General features: G+C 73.7%; 23 protein-coding genes, 1 tRNA gene and 2 pseudogenes. 20 read left to right on the forward strand and 6 right to left on the reverse strand.

Annotation, left to right across the window (positions count from 1 at the left end; genetic code table 11):
• The 11 genes and pseudogenes from ACLIYP_RS11080 to ACLIYP_RS11130 all read left to right on the forward strand — a co-directional run.
• Positions 1-797, forward strand: a pseudogene (locus ACLIYP_RS11080) (hypothetical protein); the annotation flags it as partial.
• A gap of 2 nt (positions 798-799) precedes the next feature.
• A complete protein-coding gene (locus tag ACLIYP_RS11085) occupies positions 800-2,899 on the forward strand; it encodes a hypothetical protein (protein ID WP_412712962.1) in 2,100 nt (699 codons plus the stop codon).
• A 220-nt stretch (positions 2,900-3,119) separates the two neighbouring features.
• The gene (locus ACLIYP_RS11090) at positions 3,120-3,416 is read left to right on the forward strand and encodes a hypothetical protein (protein ID WP_412712963.1); all 297 of its coding nucleotides are present in this window, start codon (positions 3,120-3,122) and stop codon (positions 3,414-3,416) included.
• Between the two features lie 152 nt (positions 3,417-3,568).
• A pseudogene (locus ACLIYP_RS11095) lies at positions 3,569-3,934 on the forward strand (DNA cytosine methyltransferase); the annotation flags it as partial.
• Positions 3,921-4,445 (forward strand): hypothetical protein, encoded by a 525-nt coding sequence (locus tag ACLIYP_RS11100; protein WP_412712996.1) that lies wholly within the window; start codon positions 3,921-3,923, stop codon positions 4,443-4,445. The pseudogene ACLIYP_RS11095 and the gene ACLIYP_RS11100, both read left to right, overlap by 14 nt.
• Positions 4,446-4,468: 23 nt before the next feature.
• The gene (locus ACLIYP_RS11105; protein WP_412712997.1) at positions 4,469-4,624 is read left to right on the forward strand and encodes a hypothetical protein; all 156 of its coding nucleotides are present in this window, start codon (positions 4,469-4,471) and stop codon (positions 4,622-4,624) included.
• A gap of 91 nt (positions 4,625-4,715) precedes the next feature.
• A complete protein-coding gene (locus ACLIYP_RS11110; protein WP_412712964.1) occupies positions 4,716-5,621 on the forward strand; it encodes a bifunctional DNA primase/polymerase in 906 nt (301 codons plus the stop codon).
• Positions 5,622-5,782: 161 nt separating this feature from the next.
• A complete protein-coding gene (locus ACLIYP_RS11115) occupies positions 5,783-5,968 on the forward strand; it encodes a hypothetical protein (RefSeq protein WP_412712965.1) in 186 nt (61 codons plus the stop codon).
• A complete protein-coding gene (locus ACLIYP_RS11120; RefSeq protein ID WP_412712966.1) occupies positions 5,965-7,140 on the forward strand; it encodes a DUF3631 domain-containing protein in 1,176 nt (391 codons plus the stop codon). Before ACLIYP_RS11115 ends, ACLIYP_RS11120 begins: the two co-directional genes overlap by 4 nt.
• Positions 7,141-7,359: 219 nt before the next feature.
• Positions 7,360-7,557, forward strand: coding sequence for a helix-turn-helix domain-containing protein (locus tag ACLIYP_RS11125; protein WP_269744182.1), 198 nt, complete (start codon positions 7,360-7,362; stop codon positions 7,555-7,557).
• A complete protein-coding gene (locus ACLIYP_RS11130; RefSeq protein WP_412712967.1) occupies positions 7,557-8,831 on the forward strand; it encodes a tyrosine-type recombinase/integrase in 1,275 nt (424 codons plus the stop codon). The genes ACLIYP_RS11125 and ACLIYP_RS11130 overlap by 1 nt, the downstream gene beginning before the upstream one ends.
• 68 nt (positions 8,832-8,899) lie before the next feature.
• On the opposite strand, the gene ACLIYP_RS11135 is transcribed toward ACLIYP_RS11130, so the two are convergent.
• A tRNA-Pro gene (locus tag ACLIYP_RS11135) sits at positions 8,900-8,973 on the reverse strand.
• A gap of 329 nt (positions 8,974-9,302) precedes the next feature.
• On the opposite strand from ACLIYP_RS11135, the gene ACLIYP_RS11140 reads away from it, so the two are divergent.
• On the forward strand, positions 9,303-10,622 hold the full coding sequence (locus ACLIYP_RS11140) for an NAD(P)/FAD-dependent oxidoreductase (RefSeq protein WP_412712968.1): 1,320 nt from the start codon (positions 9,303-9,305) through the stop codon (positions 10,620-10,622).
• 16 nt (positions 10,623-10,638) lie between these two features.
• On the opposite strand, the gene ACLIYP_RS11145 is transcribed toward ACLIYP_RS11140, so the two are convergent.
• Positions 10,639-12,126, reverse strand: coding sequence for a lipase maturation factor family protein (locus ACLIYP_RS11145; protein WP_412712969.1), 1,488 nt, complete (start codon positions 12,124-12,126; stop codon positions 10,639-10,641).
• Between the two features lie 104 nt (positions 12,127-12,230).
• On the reverse strand, positions 12,231-13,427 hold the full coding sequence (locus tag ACLIYP_RS11150; RefSeq protein WP_412712970.1) for a thiolase family protein: 1,197 nt from the start codon (positions 13,425-13,427) through the stop codon (positions 12,231-12,233).
• A gap of 324 nt (positions 13,428-13,751) precedes the next feature.
• Here ACLIYP_RS11150 and ACLIYP_RS11155 point away from each other — a divergent pair, with 324 nt between their 5' ends.
• Positions 13,752-14,732, forward strand: a complete 981-nt coding sequence (locus ACLIYP_RS11155; protein ID WP_412712971.1) for an acetylxylan esterase — start codon at positions 13,752-13,754, stop codon at positions 14,730-14,732.
• 68 nt (positions 14,733-14,800) lie between these two features.
• Here the strand turns inward: ACLIYP_RS11155 and ACLIYP_RS11160 are convergent, their stop codons facing one another.
• Positions 14,801-16,066, reverse strand: coding sequence for an extracellular solute-binding protein (locus ACLIYP_RS11160; protein ID WP_412712972.1), 1,266 nt, complete (start codon positions 16,064-16,066; stop codon positions 14,801-14,803).
• Positions 16,067-16,351: 285 nt separating this feature from the next.
• Between ACLIYP_RS11160 and ACLIYP_RS11165 the strand changes: the two genes are divergently transcribed.
• From ACLIYP_RS11165 to ACLIYP_RS11185, 5 genes are read left to right on the forward strand one after another with little or no spacing between them, the layout of a single operon-like run.
• On the forward strand, positions 16,352-17,950 hold the full coding sequence (locus ACLIYP_RS11165) for an ABC transporter substrate-binding protein (RefSeq protein ID WP_412712973.1): 1,599 nt from the start codon (positions 16,352-16,354) through the stop codon (positions 17,948-17,950).
• Positions 17,947-18,954 carry an ABC transporter permease gene (locus tag ACLIYP_RS11170; RefSeq protein WP_412712995.1) on the forward strand — a complete coding sequence of 336 codons (1,008 nt, stop codon included), beginning with the start codon at positions 17,947-17,949 and terminating at the stop codon, positions 18,952-18,954. The genes ACLIYP_RS11165 and ACLIYP_RS11170 overlap by 4 nt, the downstream gene beginning before the upstream one ends.
• Entirely contained in the window at positions 18,951-19,877 is a 927-nt protein-coding gene (locus ACLIYP_RS11175; protein ID WP_412712974.1) for an ABC transporter permease, read from the forward strand. The genes ACLIYP_RS11170 and ACLIYP_RS11175 overlap by 4 nt, the downstream gene beginning before the upstream one ends.
• Positions 19,874-20,857 (forward strand): ABC transporter ATP-binding protein, encoded by a 984-nt coding sequence (locus tag ACLIYP_RS11180; protein WP_412712975.1) that lies wholly within the window; start codon positions 19,874-19,876, stop codon positions 20,855-20,857. The genes ACLIYP_RS11175 and ACLIYP_RS11180 overlap by 4 nt, the downstream gene beginning before the upstream one ends.
• Positions 20,850-21,557: an ABC transporter ATP-binding protein gene (locus tag ACLIYP_RS11185; RefSeq protein ID WP_412712976.1), complete on the forward strand. Its 708-nt coding sequence runs from the start codon at positions 20,850-20,852 to the stop codon at positions 21,555-21,557. The genes ACLIYP_RS11180 and ACLIYP_RS11185 overlap by 8 nt, the downstream gene beginning before the upstream one ends.
• Before the next feature lie 54 nt (positions 21,558-21,611).
• On the opposite strand, the gene ACLIYP_RS11190 is transcribed toward ACLIYP_RS11185, so the two are convergent.
• On the reverse strand, positions 21,612-22,208 hold the full coding sequence (locus ACLIYP_RS11190) for a LysE/ArgO family amino acid transporter (protein WP_412712977.1): 597 nt from the start codon (positions 22,206-22,208) through the stop codon (positions 21,612-21,614).
• Positions 22,209-22,278: 70 nt separating this feature from the next.
• Here ACLIYP_RS11190 and ACLIYP_RS11195 point away from each other — a divergent pair, with 70 nt between their 5' ends.
• Positions 22,279-23,190 carry a LysR family transcriptional regulator ArgP gene (locus ACLIYP_RS11195; RefSeq protein WP_412712978.1) on the forward strand — a complete coding sequence of 304 codons (912 nt, stop codon included), beginning with the start codon at positions 22,279-22,281 and terminating at the stop codon, positions 23,188-23,190.
• Between the two features lie 55 nt (positions 23,191-23,245).
• Here the strand turns inward: ACLIYP_RS11195 and ACLIYP_RS11200 are convergent, their stop codons facing one another.
• Entirely contained in the window at positions 23,246-23,908 is a 663-nt protein-coding gene (locus tag ACLIYP_RS11200; RefSeq protein WP_412712979.1) for a GOLPH3/VPS74 family protein, read from the reverse strand.
• A gap of 128 nt (positions 23,909-24,036) precedes the next feature.
• Between ACLIYP_RS11200 and ACLIYP_RS11205 the strand changes: the two genes are divergently transcribed.
• Positions 24,037-25,068, forward strand: a complete 1,032-nt coding sequence (locus tag ACLIYP_RS11205; RefSeq protein WP_412712980.1) for an MsnO8 family LLM class oxidoreductase — start codon at positions 24,037-24,039, stop codon at positions 25,066-25,068.
• Positions 25,069-25,179: the final 111 nt, after the last annotated feature.

The raw sequence follows: 25,179 nt of genomic DNA on the forward strand, positions 1-25,179 counted from the left end.
ACGGCGTCGCGCTCGTCGGCCAGGGCGTGGGAGCGCGAGACCGCGCGGCGGCCCGGCACCTCGACGGGCAGCGGAAGGCGGTGCGCACGGCACCGGCCCGCAAGCGGGCGCGGAAGGCGCTGTGGCGGTCGGCGGCCCGCTTCCACGGGCGCCGTCTGCTGGCGGCGCTGCTGGCCGCCCCGCTCGGTCTGCTGGGACTGGCCTCCACCCCGCTGGGCCGCCGCCTGGGCTGGGCGTGGCTCATGTACCCGGGCCGCCGCCTGTACCGGGCGATGACCCGCACCGCCGCCGAGCAGCGCACCGCCCGCTATGCGGAGATCCGGGCCGCGCTGGAGGCCGAGGGGGCCGCCGCCGCGGCCGAGGAGGACCCGAACGAGATCGCCGACCGCGTACAGCGGCCCACCCACCTGCTCCCCACCCACCCCACCGCCGACCCTGTGGAGGTTGTGCACGTGACCGGTTTCCGCTTCGAAGAGGCCGCCGCCGAGATGGAGGAGGCCGCCCGCACCTACACCCCCGACGGCGCCATGGAGATCCTCGCCATGGTCGAGAACCTGCCCGCCGCCCTCACCTCCATCGCGAACACCTTCCGCATCCTGGCCGAGCGTGCGGATGAGGAGTTCCCGCTGGAGAAGGAGGTCGCCGCCGGATTCGAGGACATCTACGCCGCGCTGGTGGGCGCCATGGACAAGGCCGAGGAGATGGGCCCGCTGTTCCGCCGGGTGCACGAGGCCGACATCGCCCGCCACGAGGAGCCCCGCAACGGCACCGAGGCCGAGAAGGGATGGAACGTCTGACCATGACCACCAACACCGCCTCAACGGGGCCGGTGTGGGACTGGGCGGCCGGTCACGGACCCGTGACCGGCGCCCTGTCCGCCACCACCGGATGCCTCGCCGTTGCCACCACCGGTGCGGCCGCCGGCCTGCCGCCCGGCTGGGCGCTCGCGGTCGGCGCGGCCGGAGCGATCGGCCACACCGTCACCAGCCTCCGCGACCGCCTGGCCGCCCGCACCATCGGCATGCGGGCCGCCTCCTGGCTGATCGGCGCCGGATGGACCACCTGGGCCATGGCCTCGGGCCCGCTGTCCTGGGCCGCGCTGGGCTCGCTGGCCACCCTCGGGGTCGGCATCGGCGCCGCGGCCCGTGCCACCCTGCTGCACGAGGAGGCCCGCGAGCTGGAGGCACTCGCGCAGGCTGAACGGCAGGTGGCCGCCGAGCTGTCCGCCGAACGCCGGGCCATCGCCGCCGAATGGGTGGACCGGATCCAGCGGGTGTGTGGGATCACCGTGCGGGTGCGGGCGGTGGAGATGTGGCCCACCGGCACCGGCTTCACCCTGGACGCCGACCTGCCGCCCGGCGGGGCCACCTACGACCGCATCGCGCGGGAGGCCCCCAGGCTGTCGGCGGACGCCCGGCTGCCGCACGGCTGCACCGCCACCGCCTCCCCGGGCATCGACCAGGGCCGTGTCCTGGTCGACGTGACCACCGTCAACGTGCTCGCGAGGGAGGTGACCTACCCCACCGACTACGGGCCCCTGTCGGTCCTGACCGGCATCCCCTGGGGTCTGCGGACCAACGCCGAGGAGATCCGCGTCTACCTGCGCGAGCAGTGCGCACTGGTCGTCGGCCCCACCGGCTCGGGCAAAACCAACATGGTCCACACCATCCTGGCCGGGTTCGCCCGCGCCGAAGACGTGCTCACCTGGGTCATCGACCTCAACGCCGGATCGGCCGGCCTGCCCTGGGTGCGCCCCGCCCTCGACCGCGAGGGGCGGCCGGTCGACGGCATGCGGCCCGGGGTGGACTGGCTGGCCGCCTCCCCCGAGGAAGCGGCCCTGATGCTGGACACTGCGGTGCGGGTCGCCAAGCACCGCAAGACCGTCTACCAGGACCTGATGGCCCGCGCGAACACCGACCTGCTGCCCATCAGCCCACGGATTCCACAGATCATGCTGGTCATCGACGAAGGCGCGGAGGTCCTGGCCGGTAGCGACAAGCAACCCCGCGTGCTCGCGGCCAAGATCCTGGAAGTGATCCGGATCGCCCGCGCCATGGGCATCCGCACCGTGCTGACCGCGCTGGGGGCCACCGGCGCGGTGCTGGGCAACCTGATGATCCGCCGGGAAGCCAAGGTCCGCGTCGCGCTCACCGGCGGAGAGACCGAGGGCATGGACCTGTCCAAGCAGTTCCCCGGCTCCCGCGGCCTGCGGGTGGACCAGGCCCCCTACAAGGGCGCCGGATTCATGGGCACTCCCGAGTCCCCGGCCGCGCTGTTCAAGTCTTGGCGGATCCTGCCCAACCAGATCCGCGACATCACCGCCGCCACCGCCGACCGCCACCCCACCCTCGACGCTCCGTCCGCCACCGCGGCCGGAGAGGTCTACGCCCGGCGCTGGGATGCGGACCGCACCGCCTGGATGCGCGACCAGCCCAGCACTCCCGCCGCCACCGGCCACGGGCAGCGGGCCGACCAGGCGAGTGGGCTGAACCTCTCCGCGCTCCGCAGCGAGCAGCTGCCCACCGCGGAGCCGGACGAGGAGGAACTCGCGCGCCGGTTCCGTGCGCAGATCGACGCCCAGTTCGCCACCGCCCCCGACCCCGAGCACCCGGAACCGGACCGGCCGGCCAGAAGCGGGCTGAACCTCTCCGCGCTGCGGAGCGAGAACAACGCAGCCAAGGATGCGGCGCTGGCGCTCCTGCTCGCCGCCGGCCCCGAGGGCACCGGAGCCTCCGCCATCGCCCGCGCACTGGCCGACGAGCACGGCACCACCCGGCAAACCGTCGTCGGCTGGCTCAAGAGCTGGACCGAGGACGGCACCGCCGTGCGCGTCGGCACCGGTACCAAGGCCCGCTACGTCCACCACCGCCACGCACCCGACAACCCCACCGAGCAGTGACCGCCTGTCGCCTGTCGCCCCACCCGCACACAGCCTCCCAGACGACTCGGTGAGGGGCGAAAACGGCTTGTGACCTGCGGCGAGACAAGCGACAAGACAAGACAAGCGACACCCCGCACGACAAGCCGGATGACAAGACGCACGACAAGCAGAGCCCCGCCCCGCCACCCGCCGGGCGGGGCTCTGCGTTTCCGCACACCCACCACTCAAGGAGGCCGTCATGGACCGCCGTGAGCCGCCGGGGCACCTCGCCCCGCACCTGCCCGCCGATCTCTACCACCGCTTAGACGACCGCACCGTCGTCATCGTCCACGCCCCGCCCCCGCGGCGCCGGGCCACCGCCTATGCGGTGCCGCTCGCCGTCGGGCTGGCCGTCGCGTTCGGGTTCGTCGGCCTGGCCGCCGCCGCCCTGGCGCTGTTCGAGTTCGCCGTCCGCACCGCCGCCCTGCTGGGCACCCTGGCGGGCCCGGTCGGTATCGGCACCTTCCTCCAACTCGCCCGCCCCAAGGGCAAGTAACGCCCGGAGCGGGCCGCCCACGTCTCGCCAAAGATCGCGCGGCCCGCTCCGATACCCAACTCTCCGCAGAGACTCAGGAGGTCTACAGCATGGCCCATCCTCCCGACCCGGTGCGCATCGGCTCGGTGTGCACCGGCTACGGCGGTCTGGACATGGCCGTCCAAGCCGTGTTCGGCGGCACCCTGACGTGGGTGGCCGACAACGACCCCGGCGCCGCCCGCATCCTGGCCCACCACTGGCCGCAGGTGCCCAACCTCGCAGACATCACCGCCGTCGACTGGCACACGGTGGAACCGGTGGACATCGTGTGCGGCGGCTACCCCTGCCAGCCGTTCAGCACCGCCGGCAAACGGAAGGGAGTCACCGATGACCGCCACATCTGGCCGCACATCGCCCGTGCCCTTCGCGTACTACGACCGAGCTACGCGGTCTTTGAGAACGTCGCAGGGCACCTTTCCCTCGGATTCGACACCGTCCTCACCGACCTTGCCGCCCTCGGGTTCGATGCGCAGTGGTGCACTCTTCGCGCATCCGACGTCGGCGCCGCCCACCGGCGCAACCGCCTGTTCCTCCTCGCCTGGCCTGCCCACCCCCCGTGCGAGGGACGCCAAGGGCCGCGGCTACTCCGATGGCCTGCCGACGGTGGCCGCGCTGCTGCCCACCCCCTCAACCTCGGAGGCCACCGGCACCGGCCACGCCGCGCAGGGCGGGATGAACCTGCGGCACGCCGTCTCCCTGCTGCCCACCCCGGTGGCCGGGGACGCCCGGGGAGCCCGGCAGGCCACCGCGCCGAACCCGCGCAGCACCTCCCCCACCCTGACCGATCTGACCCACAACGGCACCCTGCTGCCCACCCCGCGGGCGACGCACGGAACCAAGGGCGGCCCGAACCAGCGCGGCAGCAGAGGGGACCTGACCCTGCCCTCGGTAGCCCACCGGATTGGGGCCGCTACGCCCCGGCCGTCCGACGCTGGGAAGCCGTCCTCGGCCGCCCCGCCCCGGGGCCAGTTGACGCTCTGGGACGGCTGAACCCGCTCCTGGTGGAGTGGCTGATGGGCCTGCCCGCCGGCCATGTCACCGATGTGCCCGGCCTGTCCCGCACCGCCCAGCTCAAGGCCCTGGGCAATGGCGTCGTCCCCCACCAGGCCACCGCCGCCCTGCGGCTGCTGGCCACCACCGCGCAGACCCACACCGCCCACGCGGCCTGACAAGCGCCCGGGGCGGTCGCCCCTCTCGCCAAAGATGCGCGACCGCCCCGGTTCTCCCATCTCCAGCCAAGAGACTCAGGAGGTCTCCAGCATGACCCATGACGCACGCTCCGCGCTGCTGTCCGCCGCCCTGGCCGTCGCCGGGCGCGGCTGGCACGTCTTCCCGCTGCGCCCCGGCAGCAAGGTCCCGGCCGGGCACGCCGAGGCCCGCTGCCCGCGCACCGGCCGCTGCACGCACGGCCACCGCAAACCCGAGCAGCGCGCCACCACCGACCCCGACCGCATCCGGCAGGCGTGGGAACACCGGCCCTACGGCATCGGGGTGGCCACCGGCCCCTCCGGGCTGGTCGTGATCGACCTCGACCGGCCCAAGCCCGAAGAGCCGGAAGGAACGCCTGACGGCGTAACCACCTTTCAGGCGCTCTGCGAGCGCGCCGGACACGCCGTCCCCCACACGCTCACCGTGCGGACCGCGAGCGGCGGGCGGCACCTGTACTTCACCTCCCCGGCCGGGGCGCGGCTGCCCAGCACCAAGGGCAGACTCGCGGCGAAGATCGACACCCGGGCCTGGGGCGGGTACGTCGTCGCCCCCGGCAGTGCCGTCGACGGCCGCCCCTACGCGGTGACCGAGGACCGGCCGGTGGCGCCGCTGCCGACCTGGCTGCTGGCCGCCCTGCTGCCCGCCCCCCGGCCCGCCACCGTGGCGGTGCCGGTCGCGCTGTCGACCCAGGCACCCCGGTACGCGGAAGCGGCGCTGCGCAACGAGACGACGGCCGTCGCCACGGCGGCCGAGGGCGGGCGCAACGCCGCGCTGCTGCGGGCCGCCCGCGCCCTGGGACGCTTCGTCGCATCCGGCGACCTCCCCCGGTCCATGGTGGAGGAGGCTCTTCAGGGAGCAGGGCAGGCGGCCGGTCTGCCGCCGGCCGAGTGCCGCGCCACCCTCCGCTCCGGGCTGAACTGGTCCATCGCCCACAACCCGCAGCGGAGGACCGCATGAGCCCCCGCGCTGCTGCCCGCCTGAAGAGCCCCCCCACCCCCGACCGGCCGCCCGCCGCCGACCAGGCCGCACACCCGGCAGCCGGAGGCGACCGAAAGGACGCCGCCCGCCAGGGCGTCCGCTCTGGTCCTGGCCCGCGCCGTGGCGACGGCCGTCGCATCGTGGCGTGGCTGCACCTCGCCGCGCCCGGCCGCGGCGCCGTGCCCACCGCCCACTCGTGGTGCGCGTGCGGCCACGACCGCAGCGCCGTCGACCACCGCCAAGTCCTCGCCCTGATCGACGCCCACACCAACCACCGCGAGAACTGCCCCCTGCGCCACCGCACCGAAAGCAGGCCCGCCGCATGACCAACCCCCAGCCCATCACCCTCGACGGCGCCGAGCTGCTGGACGCCGTCGAGCACTTCCACCGGCGCTTCAACGTCTTCCCCACCGAGGCCGCCTACGTGGCCGTGGCGCTGTGGGACGCACACGCACATCTGCTGGACTGCTTCGACTCCACCCCGCGCCTGGCCTTCCTCTCCCCGGAGCCGGGGTCGGGGAAGTCCCGGGCGCTGGAGGTGGTGGAGACACTGGTGCCGCGCTCCATGGCCGCCGTGGACGCCTCCGCCGCCGCGCTGTTCCGGTCGGTGGCCGGACTCGACGGCGGCCGGCCCACCATCCTCTTCGACGAGATCGACACCGTCTTCGGCCCCAAGGCCGGGGACAATGAGCAGCTCCGCGGCTTCCTCAACGCCGGGCACACCCGGGGCCGGGTGATGTACCGGTGCGTGGGGGACGGTGCCAACCAGCAGGTGCAGGGCTTCCCGTCGTTCTGTGCGGTGGCGGTGGCCGGACTCGGCTCGCTGCCGGACACGATCCTGACCCGCTCGGTCATCATCCGGATGCGCCGCCGGGCCCGCAACGAGAAGGTGGAGCCCTTCCGCACCCGCATCCACGTCGCGGAGGGCAACGCGCTGCGCGACCGGCTTGCCGCCTGGGCCGAAACTGTGCAGGAGGAGGTGGCCGGCGCCTACCCCGAGCTGCCCGAGGGGGTGGCCGACCGGCCCGCCGACGTGTGGGAGCCGCTGATCGCGGTGGCGGACGCGGCCGGGGGCGACTGGCCGCGCCGGGCGCGGGAAGCCTGCCTGACGCTGGTCAAGGCATCCCAGGTCAACGACAAGGCCAGCCTCGGCATTCGTCTGCTGACCGATCTGCGTGACCACGTGCTGATCGGGGTGGACAAGCTGCCCACCGTCGCCATTCTGGATCGGCTCAACGCGCTGGACGACGCGCCCTGGGCCGACCTGGACGGCCGCCCACTGGATTCCCGGCGGCTGTCGCGGATGCTCAGCCAGTACGTCACCGCCGACGGTGACCCGATCGCCTCCCGCAACATCCGCACCGCCGGAGGCGTCCTCAAGGGCTACCACGCCGAAGACCTGCACGACGCCTGGACCCGTTACTGCCCGCCCCCTCCGGAAAGTGCGCTACATCCGCTCCAGCCGCTACACCCCAGCTCACAACCCGTGTCCGTGTAGCGCACCCCGCCCGGTGTAGCGGCTACATCCGGCCGCCCCGAGCCCACCGCCCGGGGCGGCCGGACCGCTCCCGAGAGGGGACGTAGCCGCTACACGCACCCTTCCCGCTACACCGAACCCGCTGCTGACCTGCGATGTAGCGGCGTGGCGGATGTAGCGGACCTCAGAGGAGAGGGCAACGCCCTACCCCGTCACTCGCTGCTGAGGAGAAACGCCCGCATGAGCTCAGCTCTGCCCGACACCTACGAAGTCCTCACCGTCCCCGAGGTCATGGCCGCGCTGCGGATGAGCCGGAGCAAGGTCTATGACCTGATCCGCTCCGGCACCCTGCCCAGCTACACCGAAGGCCGCTCCCGGCGGGTCCCCGCCGACTCGCTCCGCACATACATCCGCTCCAAGCTGCAGGAGGCTGCCTGATGGCCAAGCGCCGCGCCAACGGCGAGGGCACCATCACCAAACGCAAGGACGGTCGCTACCAGGCAGCCGCGTACGTCTATCGCCCAGACGGCACCCGCGTTCGCAAATTCGTCTACGGCAAGACCCGCGCCGAGGTAGCCGAGAAGCTCACCGAGATCCAGGAGAAGACCCGGCAGGGAATTCCCGCCGCCACCTCCGCGATGCCGTTCGGGGACTACCTCGTCTACTGGCTTGCAGCCGTGGCTGCCGAGCGACTCAAGCCCTCCACCTTCATGAGCTACGAGGTGATGGCCCGCCTGTACATCGCCCCCTCACTCGGCAGGAAGAAACTCAACCGGCTCAGCCCCGCCGACGTACGACGCTTCCTCGCGGAGTTCCGCGACGGCTGTCTGTGCTGCCTGCGAGGGCTGGACGCGAACCGCGCAGAGGACGAGCGGAGATGCTGCGCCAAGGGGCAGTGCTGCCGCCGCCGGCCGTCAGCGCGCACAGTGCAGTACGTCCACGCCGTGCTGCGGTCGGCTCTGCAACAGGCGGTGCGGGAAGAACTCGTCGGCCGCAACGTGGCGCGCATCGTGGAGACACCTCCGGTCGCTCGGCAGGAAGTGCGGCCGCTGGACCGGACCGAGGTGCGGATGCTGCTCAAGGCGGCCCGGCTCCATCGGCTGTACGCCCTGTGGCTGTTGCTCGTCTCCACCGGCCTGCGCCGTGGGGAAGTGCTCGCTCTCACCTGGGATGACATCGACCTCGACGGGCGACAGCTCCGAGTGCGCCGCAATCTCCAGCGCATCAAGAAAGAGCTGGTCTTCGGCACTCCGAAAACCGCTCGCTCCCAACGCACCATCTCGCTGCCCCGGCGGTGCGTGGACGCCCTCAGAGAGCACCAGGCGGCCCAGCGCACCGAGAGGGCCGCCGCTGGGCTGAAGTGGGATCCGCTCCCGCACCAGCCGAACGAGCTGGTCTTCACCACACCCACCGGCCGGCCGACCGATCCGCGGAGCTTGAACCGGATGCTCACCGTTCTCTGCCGCAACGCGAACGTGCGCAGGGTGCGGGTGCATGACCTCCGGCATACCTGCGCCTCACTCCTGCTGGCTCAGGGAGTGGATGCCCGGACCATCATGGAGACGCTGGGGCACAGCACGATCACCATGACGCTGGACACCTACGCGCACGTGATGGACACGACGCTCAGAGCAGCCGCCGAGCGGATGGAGGATGCGTTGGGTCCGGAGGGCGGGGGAGAGGACGAGGAAGCAGCTCGGCCGCCCGAGTGACCTCGGTTGATGTCAGCCGCTGATGTCAGAAGCCCCCTGGGAAGATCCCAGGGGGCTTCTGACCAGTGTCGGGACGACAGGATTTGAACCTGCGACCCCTTGACCCCCAGTCAAGTGCGCTACCAAGCTGCGCCACGTCCCGATGCTCTCCCGGTTCGGGATCTTGTCCCTCGCCGTTCGCGCACAGAAACCATACCGCATTCCGGGGAGTGCCCGCTCACCCCTCAGGGGCGGCGGCGGAAGATCACCTCCGTTCCCGGTCGATCCCCGGGCGACGAGACCGTTGCCTACCGTGTGCAGTGTGTGATCACCGAGCCCGGAGCGGCGTACGGGGGGCCGCGCGGCGGAGGGGGTCGGCGGTGGGGGAGGGGCGGCGGCGGAAGGCCGTGGCGGGCGCCGGAGCGGGTTTGCCGGGACGCAGGCGGGAAACGCGGTTGCCCTGGTCGTTGGTCCCGAGGACTGGAGTCGCACGTGAGCCGTTCCCGGATTGTGATCGTCGGAGCCGGGTTCGCCGGTTACCAGACCGCCAGGACGCTGTCGCGGAAGCTCCGAGGGGCGGCCGAGATCGTGCTGGTGAACCCGAACGACTACTTCCTGTACCTGCCGCTGCTGCCCGAGGTGTCGGCCGGGCTCCTGGAGGCACGCCGGGTCTCGGTGTCGCTGGCGGGGACGCTGCCGAAGGTGCGGCTGGTCCTGGGAGAGGTCCACGGTGTGGACCTCGACGGGCGCTCGATCACCTACACCGACCCCGAGGGGACGGAGAAGAGCCTGGGCTACGACCGGCTCGTCCTCACCGTCGGAAGCGTGAACAAGCTGCTGCCCATCCCCGGGGTGGCCGAGCACGCGGTCGGGTTCCGGGGCATGCCGGAGGCGCTGTACCTGCGCGACCACATCAGCCGGCAGGTCGCCCTCGCCGCCAACGCCGAGGATCCGGAGGAGTGCCGGGCGCGCACCACCTTCGTGGTCGTCGGCGCGGGCTACACCGGTACCGAGGTGGCCGCCCACGGCAAGATGTTCACCGACTCCCTCGCCCGCCAGCACGCCCGCAGCGCCGCAGGGATGCGGGCCGACGCCCGGCCCCGCTGGATGCTGCTCGACATCGCGGACCGGGTGCTGCCGGGCCTGGACGAGAAGCTGGCGCAGACCGCCGGCCGGGTGCTGCGCAAACGCGGCGTGGAGGTGCGGACGGGGACCTCGGTGAAGGAGGCCACCAAGGACGGAGTCCTGCTGAACACCGGGGAGTTCGTTCCCACCCGCTCGTTGATCTGGTGCGTCGGGGTGCGGCCCGATCCACTGGTGGAGCAGCTCGGCCTGCCGACCGAGAAGGGGCGGCTGATCGTCGACGAGTACCTGAACGTCCCCGGCCACCCCGACGTGTTCGCCTGCGGTGACGCCGCGGCGGTGCCGGACCTGACCAACCCGGGCCAGTACACGGCGATGACCGCCCAGCACGCGCACCGGCAGGGCAAGACGGCCGCGAACAACATCATGGCCTCCTACGGCGTCGGCACCCGCCGCCCATACAAGCACAGCGACCTCGGCTTCGTCGTCGACCTGGGCGGGGTGCAGGCCGCGGCCAACCCCTTCGGCATCCCGCTGTCCGGCCCGATCGCCAACCTCGTCACCCGCGGCTACCACCTCGCCGCGATGCCGGGCAACCGGATCCGGGTGGCCGCCGACTGGGCGCTGGACGCCGTGCTGCGGCGGCAGGCCGTCCAGCTCGGCGTGCTGGACGCATGGTCGGTGCCGCTGGACACCGCCTCGCCCGAGACGGCCCGGCTGCGGGGCTGACGGTCCCCCGTACGGCTCACGACGCGTCCGTGCCCGTGCCCGTGCCCGTGCCTGTGCCCGTGCCTGTGTCCGTGCCCGCGTCCGGCTCCGCGGGCCGCCGGGAGACCGGCGGCCCGTAGGGGCCGATCAGCTCGCGGTCCCACCACGCGCCGGTGGAGCGCAGCTCCCGCCAGGTGGTGAAGCGGTAGCGGTACAGCAGGGCCCGTACGTGGGCGGGCGGGGTGCCGGGGAAGGGATCGGTGCGCAGCAGCCGCAGGGTGCCGGGGTCGTTCTCCAGCAGCCTGCGCAGCAGCCGGGTGAACCAGGGGGCCGCGTAGGAGGGCGAGAGCGCGGCGAACCACATCAGCCAGTCCAGCCGCAGGTGGTACGGCGCGTACTGGCGCGGCAGCCGGCGCACGTCCCCCGGCTTGCCCTTGAAGCCGTACTCCCGCCAGCGCGTGGCATCGGTGATCCGCTCCTCGTCGGTGCCCTCGATCACCACCTCGTGCCGGACGCGCGTCACGCTGCCGAAGGCGCCGTAGGTGTTGACCAGGTGGAGCCGGTCGAAGGAGGCGTTCATCAACTGGCGGCGCGAGAGCAGGTTGCGCGCGGGCCGGTAGCTGAGCACCGCCACCAGCACGGTCACGGCGATGACGGCGACGCCGAACCACAGGGGCGTGGGGCCGTGGGCGGGCGCGCCGGCGACGGGGGAGCCGTCGACGGCGGAGAAGGCCAGCAGGACCGTCAGCCAGTTGAGCCAGGCGAAGTTGCCGGACGCCACCAGCCACAGCTGGGTGGCGACCACGGCCAGTCCGGCGAAGCTCGCCACCGGCTGCGGGAGGAACAGCAGGAAGGGGACGGCGAGCTGGGTGACGTGGTTGGCCGCCACCTCCAACCGGTGCAGCGGGCGCGGCAGGCGGTGGAAGAACCAGCTCAGCGGACCCGGCATCGGCTGGGTCTCGTGGTGGTAGTCCAGGCAGGTCAGCCTGCGCCAGCACGGGTCGCCGCGCCACTTGATCAGCCCCGCGCCGAACTCCACCCGGAACAGCAGCCAGCGCAGCAGGACCAGGACGAGCAGCGGCGGGGCGACGTCCGCGTTGCCGAGGAAGACGGCCAGGAAGCCGGTCTCCAGCAGCAGCGACTCCCAGCCGAACGCGTACCAGGTCTGGCCGACGTTCACGATCGACAGGTACAGCACCCACAGCAGCGCCCACATCGCCATGGACACCGCCAGCGGCACCCGGTCGGCGGCGCCCAGCAGCACCGCCGCCGACAGCGCCGCGCCCAGCCAGGCCGCGGACGCGAAGAGGCGGTCGGAGTAGCGCAGGTGGAACAGGCTCGGCGAGGCGCGGAAGGACACCCTGCGCAGGAAGTCCGGGACCGGGGTCAGACCGCGTTCGCCGATCAGCGCCCGGAACTGCAGCGCCGCCGAGACGAACGCGACGAGGTAGACGGCGGCCAGGCCTCGTTGGAGGACCAGGCGGCTCAGCCAGTAGTCGGGTGCCGCGAACCATTCCCACTCCATGGCGCAGATGGATACCACCGGGGCCCGCCGTCATGCGGCGGGCCCCGGTGCCGGGAGAGGCGGGCGTACGGGTGGGCGTACGGCCGTGCGGTCGTACGCCCCGCTCAGCGCTCCAGTACGAGTGCTTGGCCCTGGCCGACGCCGATGCACAGGGTGGCGAGACCGGTGCGGGCGCCGGTGGCGGCGAGGTGGTGGGCGACCGCGCCGGCCAGGCGGGCGCCGGAGGCGCCCAGGGGGTGGCCCAGGGCGATGGCGCCGCCGTGGGGGTTGACGACGGCCGGGTCCAGGTCGGGCCATTCGGCCAGACAGCCCAGGACCTGGGCTGCGAAGGCCTCGTTGAGTTCGACGACGTCCAGGTCGGCGAAGGCGCGGCCGGCCTTGGCCAGGGCGTTGTGGACGGCCTGGACGGGGCCGAGGCCGAAGAGGTTGGGTTCGATGGCGGTGGTGGCGGAGGCGGCGATGCGGGCCAGCGGCTCGCGCCCGGTGGCCTTCAGACCGGCCGCGTCGGTGAGCAGCAGGGCGGCGGCGCCGTCGTTGAGGGGGGAGGAGTTGCCGGCGGTGACGGTGCCTCCGTCGGGGCGGAAGGCGGGCTTGAGCTTGGCCAGCGCCTCCGGAGAGGTGGTGTCGCGGATGGACTCGTCGCGGGTCAGGTCGGCGCCGGGCACGGGGACGGTGTGGGCGCCGTGGACGCCGTCGGCCCAGGCGGCTGCGGCCTTGCGGTGGCTGGCCAGCGCGTAGGCGTCCTGGGCCTCGCGGGTGACGGCGTGTTTGTCGGCGACCTGCTCGGCGCCCTCTCCCAGGGAGACGGTCCACTCGGGGGGCATGGCGGGGTTGGTCATGCGCCAGCCCAGAGTGGTGGAGTACAGCTGCTGGTGGCCGGCGGGGAAGCCGCGCTCGGGTTTGGGCAGCACCCAGGGGGCGCGGGACATGGATTCCACGCCGCCGGCGATGGCGATGGAGGCGTCGCCGCAGGCGATGGCGCGGGCGGCGTGGAGGACGGCTTCGAGGCCGGAGGCGCACAGCCGGTTGACGGTGACGCCGGGGACGGTGGTGGGCAGGCCGGCCAGGAGGGTGGCCATGCGGGCGACGTTGCGGTTGTCCTCGCCGGCGCCGTTGGCGTTGCCGAGGACGACGTCGTCGATGCGGGCGGGGTCGAGGTCGGGGGTGCGGTCGACCAGGGCGCGGATGACGTGGGCGGCCAGGTCGTCGGGGCGCACTCCGGCCAGGGCGCCGCCGTAGCGGCCGATGGGGGTGCGTACCGCATCGACGACGTACACATCACGCAGGAGATCGTTGGCCATGGCAGGGATCCTGGCAGGACCGGATCCGGATGGCCAGAAGCGGTAGGCGGGCATGGCCGATCACACACCCGCCGCTCCTGACGGGTGGGCACGGGCACCGTGTCCGGCCCGCGGCCCCTCGGGGTCCCGGGACCGGCCGGGGTGGGGAGCCGGAACCGGGGCACCAGGCAGAGGAGGGCGCGTTCCGTGCAAACGCGAGGGTGCTCGCCCGGGCCGTCCGGCCCGCGGTGGGGCGGATACCGTTGACCGGGGCCGCGGCGGAACGTAGCTTTCCCGGGGAAAGCGCTTTCTATCGCCTGTCGCTATGAGGGGACGGACATCCGCATGCCGCTGACCGATCTTCCGCTGGAGGAACTGCGCGCCTACCGGCCCGAGGTGGCCGAGCCCGGGGACTTCGACGCCTTCTGGTCCAAGACGCTCGCCGCCGCCCGCGCGGCGGCGCCCGGGCCGGCGGAGTACCGGCGGGTCGAGGACGCCCCGCTGAGCACCGTGGAGGTGTTCGACGTCCGCTTCCCCGGCTGGGACGGCCAGCCCGTCGCGGCCTGGCTGATCCTGCCGCGCGGCGCGGACGGGCCGCTGCCCGCCGTGGTCAACTACATCGGCTACAGCGGCGGTCGCGGCCTGTACATCGAGCACCTGCTGTGGAGCGCGGCCGGCTGCGCCACCCTCGTCGTCGACAGCCGGGGCCAGGGCCACGACACCCCCGACCCGGATCCGGACACCACCCCGCAGTACGTCGGCGGCTTCATGACCCGCGGCCTGGACGACCCCGCCCACCACTACTACCGGCGGCTGATGACCGACTGCGTGCGCGCCGTGGACGCCGTGCGCGAGCACCCGGCGGTGGACCCGGAGCGGGTGGTGGTCGCCGGTGGCAGCCAGGGAGGCGGACTGGCCCTGGCCGTGGCCGGGCTGGCACCGGAGAAGGTGGCGGCGGCACTGGTGGACGTGCCGTTCCTGTGCCACTTCCGCCGGGGCGCCGAACTGGCCGCGGCCGGCCCGTATCCGGAGATCGCCCACTACCTCGGGGTGCACCGGCGCATCGACCCCGAGTCCGTCTTCACCACGCTGAACTACTTCGACGGCCTGCACTTCGCACGCCGCGCCACCGCTCCCGCGCTGTTCAGCGTGGGCCTCATGGACCCGGTCTGCCCGCCCTCGACGGTCTTCGCCGCCTACCACCGCTACGCGGGGGAGGACAAGGACATCAGGGTGTGGCACTTCGGCGACCACGCCGGAGGCCGCTCCTCGCAGCAGTGGGAGCAGCTGCTGTGGCTGCGCGGGCGCGGTCTGGCGTCCGCCTGAGCCCGTAGGGCGCCCCGGCACCGGAGTGCCGGGGCGCCGGGGCGCGGGCGTACGGCGGCGGGCGGGCGTCAGCCGCGCCCGCCCAGGATCGCGGTGATCCGCCGGGAGGCCTCGCGCGCCGCCGTCTTCGGGTCGGCGCCGCGCAGCACCTCCGTCTGGTACCTCTTGATCGGGTTGTCCGCCTCAAGCCGGCCCCACCGCGGCGAGTTGGGGGTGGCGCGCCCGTTGCGGGCGCCCTCGGCCATCGCCGCGGCGCCCGGGTCGTCCTTCAACGCGTCGGCCAGCTCGGTGCTGTTGGGCACCACGCTCATCGTCCGGGCCAGCTTCCGCTGCCACTTCTCACCGGTCAGCAGCTTGACGAAGGAGTACGCCGCGGCCGGCTCGGCGGCCCGCTCCGGGATGATCAGCACCGAGCCGCCGGTGAAGACCGCGCCCGGCTCCCCGGCCTCCTTGCCGGGGATGGGGAAGAAGCCGAGCTTGCCGGCCAGCGCGGGGTTCTTCTCGACGATCAGCTCGGCGGCGCCGGGCACGTCGATGATCTGGGCGATCTCGTTCCCGGCGAAGAACTCGCGCTGCTCCGGCCTGGACTCGTCCGAGTCGACGGGGCCCCGTCCGTGGGACTGGAGCTCCTCGTAGAACTCCATGCCGCGCAGCGCCTCCGGGGTGTCGAGCGTGCCGGCCCACCGGCCGCTGCGCTCGACGGCGAGGTCGCCGCCCTCGTCCCAGATGAAGCCCGCCAGCACGTACCAGTTCTGCCCCGGCAGGTAGATGCCCTGCCGTCCGGACCGGTCGAGCCGGGAGGTGACCTCGATCCACTCCTCACGGGTGGCGGGGGGCTTCGTGATCCCGGCCTGCTCGAAGAGGTCCTTGCGGTAGACGACGACGCGGTTGGCGGCGTAGAAGGGGACGCCGTACTGGTAGCCGTCGATCTTCCCGGGCTCCTCCAGCCCGGGGACCCAGTGGTCGCCGCCGAGGTCGAAGACCCTGATGGTGAGGTCGGACACCCCGCCGGCCTCCACGTACTGGGCGACCTGGGTGTTGCCCACCTCGATCACGTCCGGTGCGTCACCGGAGTCGAGGGCCGCGGTGACCTTCCTGTCGATCCCCGGCCAGTCCTGGACGGTGACCTTCACCTCCACGCCGGGGTTGCGCCGCTCGAAGTCCCGGACGGCGGCGTCGGTGAGCTCCTCGGAGAGGCTGCCCCGCATCAGCCAGACGTCGAGGGTCCGGTCCTGGTCCTGGCCGCCGGTGTCGGCGAGGATGCCGCACCCGCTCAGCAGCAGTGCGGCGGACAGGGCGGACGCGAGTAGGCGGAAAGGGCGGCGGACTGGCATGGCTGTCCCCTGGGAGGTTGCCGACGGTACGGGCGTGGGGGGAGCGAGCGTGGGGTCTGCACAGATTTGGCACAGGCCAATTGGGGAGTCAAGGTCTAGTCCACAGAAGGGTCGAATAAACCGGTTCGGAAGGCCCTTCGTGACCGCGGGGTGATCGAAGGGTGATCGAAGCGCCGCGCCCCGGCCGGTGGGGGAGGCGCGAGGGGGTGATGCGGCGCGCACCCGCCTGCGGTTTAATTGCAAGCTGTTTGCAACAACGACTGTGTGGCAACAAGGGTGTGAACCATGAGACTGCGGGTGATACGGACGGTCGCCGCCATGACGTTCGGCGCGGTGCTGGCCGGAGCGGCGGCATGCTCCGCGCCGTCCGACGGGAAGGGGGGAGCGGGCAGCGGTACGGGGGGCTCCCTGGTGGTGGGCATCGCCCAGGAACCGGACACCCTCAGCCCTCTGCTCGGCTACGGCAAGGACGGCAACTCCAAGATCTTCGACGGCCTGCTGCGGCACGACGCCGGCATGGAGCTGGAGCCCGCCCTCGCCGCGAAGCTCCCGGAGATCGGCGACGGCGGCCGGACCTACACCTACACCCTGCGCGAGGGGGTGACCTTCAGCGACGGCACCCCCTTCGACGCCGAGGACGTGGTCTTCACCTACGAGACCATCCTCGACGAGGGGACCAACAACCCCTCCAAGGGCGAGCTGGACGCCCTCGACAGCGTCACCGCCGAGGGCGGGGACACCGTCGTCTTCCGACTCAAGTACCCCTACGCCGCCTTCGCCGAGCGCACCGTGCTGCCCATCGCCTCCAAGGAGGCCGCCGCCGGACAGGACGTCAACACCGGCCCCTACAACACCGAGCCGGTCGGCACCGGTCCCTACGTCCTCACCGGCTGGAGCCGCGGCGAGAAGCTCACCTTCCAGGCCAATCCCGGCTACTGGGGCGGCGTGCCGGAGGTGGAGAGACTCACCATGGCCGTCATCAAGGACGACGACGTACGCGCCACCCGGCTGCGCTCCGGCGACCTCGACGCCGCGGTCCTGCCGCCCGCCCTCGCAGGCACCTTCGCGGGCGACGACGGCCGGCGCGTGATCCGGGCGAGGACCGCCGACTTCCGGGCCGTCACCCTCCCCACCGCGGGCCCCGTCACCGGCGACCGCGCGGTGCGCCGCGCACTGGACACCGCCGTGGACCGGCAGGCGATCGTGGACAGCGTGCTGGACGGCGCCGGCCGGGCCGCGTACGGCCCCGTGCCCACCGGCAGCCCCTGGTTCGCGAAAGGCACCGAGCGCGGCCACGACCCGGACAAGGCGAAGGAGATCCTCGAGGACGCCGGCTGGAAGGCGGGCGAGGACGGGGTGCGCCGCAGGGACGGCCGCCGCGCCGCCTTCACCCTCTGGTACCCCTCCGGCGACCGGCTCCGCCAGGAGCACGCCCTCGCCTACGCCGCCGACGCCGAGGAGATCGGCATCGACATCACCGTCGAGTCCGGCACCTGGGAGGTCATCGAGCCGCGCATGAAGGACGACGCCGTCCTCTCCGGCGGCGGCAGCCCGGCCGACCCCGACTTCGACCTCTACCCCCTGCTGCACTCCTCCCTCGCCCTGGACGGCTTCAACAACATGGCCGCCTACGACAACCCGGAGGCCGACCGCGCCCTGGAGGAGGGGCGCCGCACGAACGACCGCGCCGCCCGCGCCGAGGCGTACGCCACCGTCCAGCGCGAACTGGCCGAGAACCCCGGCTACACCTTCCTCACCCACATCGACCACGTGTACGTGATGGACGACGCCTGGCGGGGCGTCACCACCCAGGTCGAGCCCCACGACCACGGCCTGGGCACGGGCCCCTGGTGGAACGTCGAGGACTGGCGGCCGAGGAAGTGAAGACGGAACCGCGCACGGGACCGCCCTGGGCCCCGCTGGCGCGCCTGGCGGGACGGCGGGCACTGGCCGCCGTCCCCGTCCTGGCCGCCGTGACCCTCGGCGTCTTCGCGCTGGCCGCCGCGTCCCCCTTCGACCCGGTGCGCCAGTACGCCGGGAGCGCCGGGTTGCGCGCCTCCCAGAACACCCTCGACCAGCTGCGCGAGAACCTCGCCGCGGACGGCCCGTTCACCGGGCAGTGGTGGCGCTGGCTCACCTCCGCCGCGACCGGGGACCTGGGGCAGTCGGTCTCGCTGCGCCAGCCGGTCGCCCAGGTCGTCGGCGAACGCCTGGGCTGGTCCGTGCTGCTGTGCGCGCTCGCGTTCGCCGCCGCGGTGGTGCTCGGCACCGTGCTCGGCACCGCCGCCGCGCGCCGCCGGGGCGGATGGCTCGACCGCTGCGTCACCGGCGGCTCCTACGTCCTCCAGGGCGCTCCGCCGTTCTGGCTCGGACTGCTGGCCGTCTGGTTCTTCGCCCTCCAGCTCGGCGTGCTGCCGGCCGGAGGACTCACCGACAGCGGCGAGGACACCGTCACCGCCGGCTCGCTGGCACGCCATCTGGTGCTGCCGGTGGCCGTGCTGGCCCTGTCCCAACTGCCGTGGTTCGCCCTGTACGTACGGCAGGGCGTGGCCGACGCGCTCCACGAGGACCCGGTGCGCGGAGCCCGCGCCCGCGGCCTGCGCGAGCGGACGGTGCTGCTGGGGCACGCCCTGCGTTCCGGACTGCTGCCGGTGCTCACCCTCATCGGCACCCGCGTACCCGAGCTGATCACCGGAGCCCTGCTGGTGGAGACCGTCTTCAGCTGGCCCGGCATCGCCTCGGCCACCGTCCGCGCCGCCACCGCGGCCGACTTCCCGCTGCTGGCCGCCGTGACCGTCCTGGCCACCGCCGCCGTGCTCGCCGGAAACCTGCTGGCCGACCTGCTCTACGTACTGGCCGACCCCCGGATCGACCCGGAGGAGATGTGACCGTCCCCGCACAGGCCCCCGCCGAAGCCCTCGCAGAAGCCCCCGGCAGGACTCCCGTCCCGGCCTCCGCTCCGCGGCGCGGCCCCGGACGCCCGCCGGGCGCCCGCGCCTGGCGCACCCGCGCCTCGGCCGTCCTCACCGCCGCCACCGTCCTGGCCGCGCTGCTGGTGCCGGCGGCCTTCCCGCTGGACCAGCAGGCCGTCGACCTCACGGCCAAACTCCAGCCCCCCTCGTGGGAGCACCCGTTCGGCACCGACGAGCTGGGCCGCGACCTGCTGCTGCGCTGCGTCCACGGACTGCGCGTCTCGCTGCTGGTCGGAGTGGTCGCGGCCCTTGCGGCCACGGTCGTCGGCATCGCCGTCGGCGGTCTGGCCGGGGCGCTGGGAGGGCGCACCGACCGGCTGGTGATGCGGGTCGTGGACATCTTCGCCTCCGTGCCCCACCTGCTCCTGGGCGTCTTCGTCGTGGCGATGTTCCGGCCCGGTGTCTGGTCGGTCATCGCCTCCGTCGGCCTCACCCACTGGCTCTCCACCGCCCGCATCGTCCGGGCCGAGACCCACTCCCTGCGCAACCGCCCGTACGTGGACGCCGCGATCTCCGGCGGCGCCTCGCGGTGGCGGGTGGCCGTGCGCCACCTGCTGCCCGGCGTCCTGCCGCAGGCCGGACTCGCGGCCGTGCTGATGGTGCCGCACGCGATCTGGCACGAGTCCGCGCTGTCCTTCCTGGGCCTGGGCATCCCCGCCCACCAGGCCAGTCTCGGCACCATGACCGAGGCCGCGCGCGGCTCGCTGCTCGCCGGAGCCTGGTGGCCCGCCCTCTGGCCCGGTCTGTTCATCATCGTCCCCACCCTCGCCATCGCCGGACTCGTCGGCGCCTGGCGCGAGCGGATCAACCCGCGCGTCCGATCGGAGCTGGCACTGTGACGGCCCGGCTGCCCGTACGGGAGCTGTCCGTACGAGAGTTGTCCGTGCACTTCCCGCTGCGCGGCGGGCGCACCGTCGCCGCCGTGACGGACGTGTCCTTCGACCTCGCCCCCGGCGAGTGCCTGGCCCTGGTGGGGGAGAGCGGCTGCGGCAAGTCGGTGCTGGCCTCCGCGCTGCTGGGGCTGCTGCCCGGCAACGCCCGGGTGGGCGGCGCGGCCCGGCTGGACGGCCTGGACCTGCTCACCGCCGGGGAGGCGGTGCTGGCCCGCCGTGTGCGGGGCCGCCGTATCGCCCTGGTGCCGCAGAGCCCCGCCTCGCACCTCACCCCGGTGCGCACCGTCCGCTCCCAGCTGGAGGAGACGGTGCGGGAGCTGACCGCTGTACGCGGGCCCGGGCTGCGCGGGGCCGCCGAGGCCGCCGCCGAACGCGCCGCGTTCCCCGCCGACCACCTCGACCGGTACCCGCACCAGCTCTCCGGCGGCCTCGCCCAGCGCGCCGCGACCGCCCTCGCCCTCGTCGGCGGGGCCCCGCTGCTGATCGCCGACGAACCGACCACCGGCCTGGACCGCGACCTGGTGGACCGCACCGTGGACGAACTGCGCCGCCAGGTGGACGCCGGCCACGGCCTGCTGCTCATCACCCACGACCTGGCCGCCGCCGAGCGCGTCGCCGACCGGGTCGCGGTGATGTACGCCGGACGCGTCGTCGAACTCACCGGCGCCGCCGGCTTCTTCGGCACACCCGGACCCCGGCACCCGTACGCCCGCGGCCTGTTGGAAGCCCTGCCCGATCGGTCCTTCACCCCCATCCCCGGCATGCCGCCCGAACTGGACGCACTGCCCGGCGGCTGCGCCTTCGCCCCGCGCTGCGACCGCGCCACCGACGCCTGCGCCGCCGTGCCCGCCCTGACCGGCGCACGCGCCGGAGCGGTGGCCTGCCACCACGCGCACTCCCACGCCCCGGAGACCGCCGATGCCTGAAGCGACGCATGAGCCGACACCCGGACCGACGCCCGGGCCCGCGCTGGAACTGCGCGGCATCACCGCCGGATACGACCGCCGCGCCCCCGTACTGCGCGAGGTGTCCCTGACCGTGGGCGACGGCGAGGCCGTCGGACTGCTCGGCCCCAGCGGCTGCGGCAAGTCCACCCTCGCCCGCGTCGCCGCCCTGCTGCACCGGCCGCGGGCGGGCACCGTACGGCTGGCCGGGCGGCCGGCGCACGGCTTCCGCCACCGCGCCCCGCGCGAGCTGCGCACGACCGTCGGCGTCGTCTTCCAGCAGCCCCGCCTCGCCGCCGATCCCCGCCTGACCCTGGCCGACCTGATCGCCGAACCCCTGCGCGCCACCGGCCGCCGGGCCGAGGTCCGCGTACGCCTGCCCGCACTGGCCGCCTCCGTCGGCCTCGGCGGCGATCTGCTCGCCCGCCGCCCCCACGAGGTCAGCGACGGCCAGCTCCAGCGCGCCTGCCTGGCCCGCGCGCTCGTCCTGCGCCCCCGTCTGCTGGTCTGCGACGAGATGACCGCGATGCTCGACGCCTCCACCACCGCCGCCCTCGTCGCCGCCGTGGAGGAGCACCGCCGCGAACACGGCACGGCGCTGCTCGCGGTCGGCCACGACCGGGTGCTGCTGGAGCGCTGGTGCGACACGACGGTGGAGTTCAGGGCCCTCCTGCCGCGGTGACGCGCCGTGGGCCGGGCTGCCCGCCGGGAGCCGCGGCCGCGTGCCGCGAAGGCGTCATCCCAGGACCAGGCCGACCGCCAGGGCGAGCATCACGAAGCCGATCACCAGGTCCAGCACCCGCCAGGTGCGCGGGCTGTCGAGCACGCCCGACAGCATCCGGGCGCCGTAGCCGAGGGAGGAGAACCACACCACGCTGCCCGCCACCGCCCCGGTGGCGAACACCCACCGGGCGTCGGGGCCCTGCTGGTTGGCGAGGCTGCCCAGCAGCACCAAGGTGTCGAGGTAGACATGGGGGTTCAGGAAGGTCAGGGCCAGGGTGGTGGTGATCACCGATCTCCGCGAACGGGCGGTCCCGGCCTTCAGGGAGGCGGGTCTCACCGCGGAGACGAAGGAGCGCACCGCCCACCACGCCAGGTAGGCGGCTCCCGCCCACCGCAGTACTTCCAGGGCGCCGGGGAACCGCGACACCAGTGCCCCGATCCCGGCGGTGCCGCCGAGGATCAGCACGACATCGCCGGCCGTGCACAGCAGCACCACCGCCCCCACGTGCTCCCGGCGGATGCCCTGCCGCAGCACGAACGCGTTCTGCGCGCCGATGGCGATGATCAGAGCCAGGCCGGCCGCCAGCCCGGCACCCCATGTACCCCACATGGCCCTGACGGTAGCCAGCCCGCCACCTGCAGACAAATGAAGGAAATGACGGATGCATTAGGTTTGCTTCATGAACTTCGAGCACCTGCGCGCCCTGGCCGCGATCATCGACGAGGGCACCTTCGAGGCCGCCGCGGACCTGCTCAGGATCAGCCCCTCGGCCGTCAGCCAGCGCATCAAGGCCCTGGAGAACTCCGTGGGGCAGGTGGTGGTGCGCCGGGGCGTGCCCTGCGCCCCCACCGAGGCCGGGGCGGTGCTGCTGCGCATGGCCCGTCAGGTGCAGGTCCTGGAGGCCGAGACCCGGAAGGCTCTGGGCAACGGGGTCTCCTCCCGGACTGTGACACCGGTGGCCGTCAACGCCGACTCCCTGATCACCTGGTTCGTGCCCGTCCTCCACGACGCCGCCGGCTGGACGGACACCACACTGGACCTGCACGTGGAGGACCAGGACCACAGCAGCCGGCTCCTGCGCCAGGGGGACGTCATCGCGGCCGTCACCGCCGATCCCGCACCGGTCAACGGATGCCGGGTCGAGCGGCTGGGCTTCATGCGCTACGTACCGGTGGCAGCCCCCGCGCTGCACCGGCGCTTCGCCACCGGAGCCGGTGTCGACTGGCCGGGCATGCCCATGCTGGAGTTCAACGCCAAGGACGACCTGCAGCGCCAGGTACTCCGCTCCCGAGGCGTCGACCGGCTCCCGCCCACGCACACCATCCCGTCGTCCGAAGGGTTCCTCGCGGCCCTGAGAGCCGGCCTGGGGTGGGGCATGATCCCGGAGAGCCAGCTGGGGACGGAACTCGCCGACGGGACGCTGGTCCTGCTCGAGGAGCACGCCCACCGGGACGTCGCACTCCACTGGCAGACCTGGTCACTGGAGTCCGAGCGGCTGAACCGCATCACCGCGTCCGTCCGCGCGGCCAGCCTGCGGGGGCTGCGCACCACAGGGCGGGGCAGGCGGACGGCCGCGCCGAGGAGGCCGTGACCGTTGGCGCACCCGGCGCCGCACCGGGAAGGGCGTGGGGTGCCCGGCCCCCGGCTCAGGACGCAGCCGTGACCACGGTGACCGTCGTGGCCACCGCGACCGCGGCCTGCACGTCGCGGATCGCCCGGCGGACGCTGTCGCCCACCCGGTTGCCCTCGGCGATCCCGGCCATACGCGGCTCGACCTGCCTGCGGGGCAGGCCGGGGAACGCCTGCCGGTACAGCCCCGCCGCGTGCAGCAGGGCCACCAGGCCGGCGGTGCGTTCGTCGGGGTCCGCGCCGCCGACGACCACGGACTCCAGCCGCCCGCGCACCTCCCGCTCCACCGAACCGTCCGCCTCCGGATAGCGCCGCACGGGGAACAGGCCCAGGACGCGGACCCGCTCCTCGGCCACCAGACCGCGTCCGCAGAGACTCTCCACCGCCGCCCGGACGGACTTCGCCTGGTCCTTCGCCAGCCAGTCGGACGCCTTCTTCCGGCTCCCGCCCCCGGCCCAGCCGGCGATCCGCTCCAGGCGCCCGTCGAGCGGGGGGACGCCGGTCGGGGTGCGGTCGGCGACCTCCAGCCGTCCGTCCCGGACGGCCACCCGTCCCGCCAGGACCAGGTCCAGCAGGATGCCGCCCGCCACGCCCCAGCCCGTGGACGACCAGTCCCTCGTCGCACCGGAGACGTCGTCCAGCGACAGCAGCATGATCTCCTCGCCCAGCGTGACACCCACCGGCGGCTCCCCGTTCCCTGTTTCCTGCCCGCGTCGTTCGCTCCTCCAGCACAGGACGCCCAAACCCCCGGGCGGGGTTGCCCGGCAGGGCGCGGGAATCCCGCACGGCCGCGGTTGTTGGAAGGTGCATGGTCAACGACGCGCTGCGCACCGTCCGGCTGTCGGTCCTGGACAGGTCCCTGACCAGGGAGGGGGAGGGCGCGGACGAGGCCCTGCGCGCCACCGTGCGCTTCGCCCGGGAGATCGAGGCGCTGGGCTACCACCGCTTCTGGGTGGCCGAGCACCACGGGGTCCCCGGTGTGGCCGGGTCCGCGCCGACCGTGCTCGCCGCCGCCGTCGCCTCGGCCACCACAGCCATCCGGGTCGGGACGGGCGGGGTGATGCTGCCCAACCACCGGCCGCTGGTGGTCGCCGAGCAGTTCGGGGTGCTGGAGTCGCTCTTCCCGGGGCGGATCGATGCGGGGCTGGGCCGCTCGGTCGGCTTCACCGGCGCGGTGCGGCGGGCGCTGGGGGCTGAGAAGGAGGCCGCCGACCGGTTCGGCGAGGACCTCGGCGAACTGCTCGGCTGGTTCACCGGCGACGGCGCGCAAGGGGTGCGGGCCGTGCCGTCCCGGGGGCTGAGGATGCCGGTGTTCGTGCTGGCCACGGGCTCGGGGGCGCGGGCGGCGGCCGAGCGGGGGCTGCCGCTGGTGATCGCCCCGGCACGAGGCGAGGAGCGGATGCTGCGCGCGATCGACGGCTACCGCGCGGCCTTCCGGCCCTCCGCCGCGGCCCCGGAGCCGTACCGCAGGCCGTACGTGGTCGTCTCGGTGAGCGCGGCGGCGGGCGCCACCGCCGCCGAGGCGGAGGCGCTGCACGCGCCGGAGGCATGGGCGACGGTCGTCTCCCGCACCCGGGGCGTCTTCCCGCCGCTGGAGCCGGCGCAGAAGGTCCTGGGGAGGGAGATGAGCGAGCGCGAGCGCGCCCTGTTCGCCGAGGCCCGCGACTCGCGGATCGGCGGGACCGGGCAGCAGGCGGCCGAAGCGCTCGCCGGACTGGCCCGGCGCAGCGGCGCCGACGAACTGCTGCTCACCCTGGGCACCCACGACCACGGGCTGCGCCTGGACTCCTACCGCCGGCTGGCCCGCTCGGCGGGCCTGACGGGCCCCGCGGGCCGGTGAGCGGGGCACGGGCGCCCGCCGCGCCCGGGGACGGCGGGGCCGGCGGCCGTGCCCCGCTCGCCCGGGGCGGGGCCCCGGCCGCGGGGCGCGACGCCGCCCACCTCGGCGTGC

It is taken from the genome of Streptomyces nanhaiensis (assembly GCF_046614825.1).
Taxonomy (GTDB): domain Bacteria; phylum Actinomycetota; class Actinomycetes; order Streptomycetales; family Streptomycetaceae; genus Streptomyces; species Streptomyces radiopugnans.

Bases quoted from the DNA above. Each gene is read 5' to 3' on its own strand.
- ACLIYP_RS11085 (WP_412712962.1), top strand. From the start codon at position 800: ATGACCACCAACACCGCCTCAACGGGGCCGGTGTGGGACTGGGCGGCC.
- ACLIYP_RS11090 (WP_412712963.1), top strand. From the start codon at position 3,120: ATGGACCGCCGTGAGCCGCCGGGGCACCTCGCCCCGCACCTGCCCGCC.
- ACLIYP_RS11100 (WP_412712996.1), top strand. From the start codon at position 3,921: ATGCGCAGTGGTGCACTCTTCGCGCATCCGACGTCGGCGCCGCCCACC.
- ACLIYP_RS11105 (WP_412712997.1), top strand. From the start codon at position 4,469: ATGGGCCTGCCCGCCGGCCATGTCACCGATGTGCCCGGCCTGTCCCGC.
- ACLIYP_RS11110 (WP_412712964.1), top strand. From the start codon at position 4,716: ATGACCCATGACGCACGCTCCGCGCTGCTGTCCGCCGCCCTGGCCGTC.
- ACLIYP_RS11120 (WP_412712966.1), top strand. From the start codon at position 5,965: ATGACCAACCCCCAGCCCATCACCCTCGACGGCGCCGAGCTGCTGGAC.
- ACLIYP_RS11125 (WP_269744182.1), top strand. From the start codon at position 7,360: ATGAGCTCAGCTCTGCCCGACACCTACGAAGTCCTCACCGTCCCCGAG.
- ACLIYP_RS11130 (WP_412712967.1), top strand. From the start codon at position 7,557: ATGGCCAAGCGCCGCGCCAACGGCGAGGGCACCATCACCAAACGCAAG.
- ACLIYP_RS11145 (WP_412712969.1), bottom strand. From the start codon at position 12,126: ATGGAGTGGGAATGGTTCGCGGCACCCGACTACTGGCTGAGCCGCCTG.
- ACLIYP_RS11150 (WP_412712970.1), bottom strand. From the start codon at position 13,427: ATGGCCAACGATCTCCTGCGTGATGTGTACGTCGTCGATGCGGTACGC.
- ACLIYP_RS11155 (WP_412712971.1), top strand. From the start codon at position 13,752: ATGCCGCTGACCGATCTTCCGCTGGAGGAACTGCGCGCCTACCGGCCC.
- ACLIYP_RS11160 (WP_412712972.1), bottom strand. From the start codon at position 16,066: ATGCCAGTCCGCCGCCCTTTCCGCCTACTCGCGTCCGCCCTGTCCGCC.
- ACLIYP_RS11165 (WP_412712973.1), top strand. From the start codon at position 16,352: ATGAGACTGCGGGTGATACGGACGGTCGCCGCCATGACGTTCGGCGCG.
- ACLIYP_RS11185 (WP_412712976.1), top strand. From the start codon at position 20,850: ATGCCTGAAGCGACGCATGAGCCGACACCCGGACCGACGCCCGGGCCC.
- ACLIYP_RS11190 (WP_412712977.1), bottom strand. From the start codon at position 22,208: ATGTGGGGTACATGGGGTGCCGGGCTGGCGGCCGGCCTGGCTCTGATC.
- ACLIYP_RS11195 (WP_412712978.1), top strand. From the start codon at position 22,279: ATGAACTTCGAGCACCTGCGCGCCCTGGCCGCGATCATCGACGAGGGC.
- ACLIYP_RS11205 (WP_412712980.1), top strand. From the start codon at position 24,037: ATGGTCAACGACGCGCTGCGCACCGTCCGGCTGTCGGTCCTGGACAGG.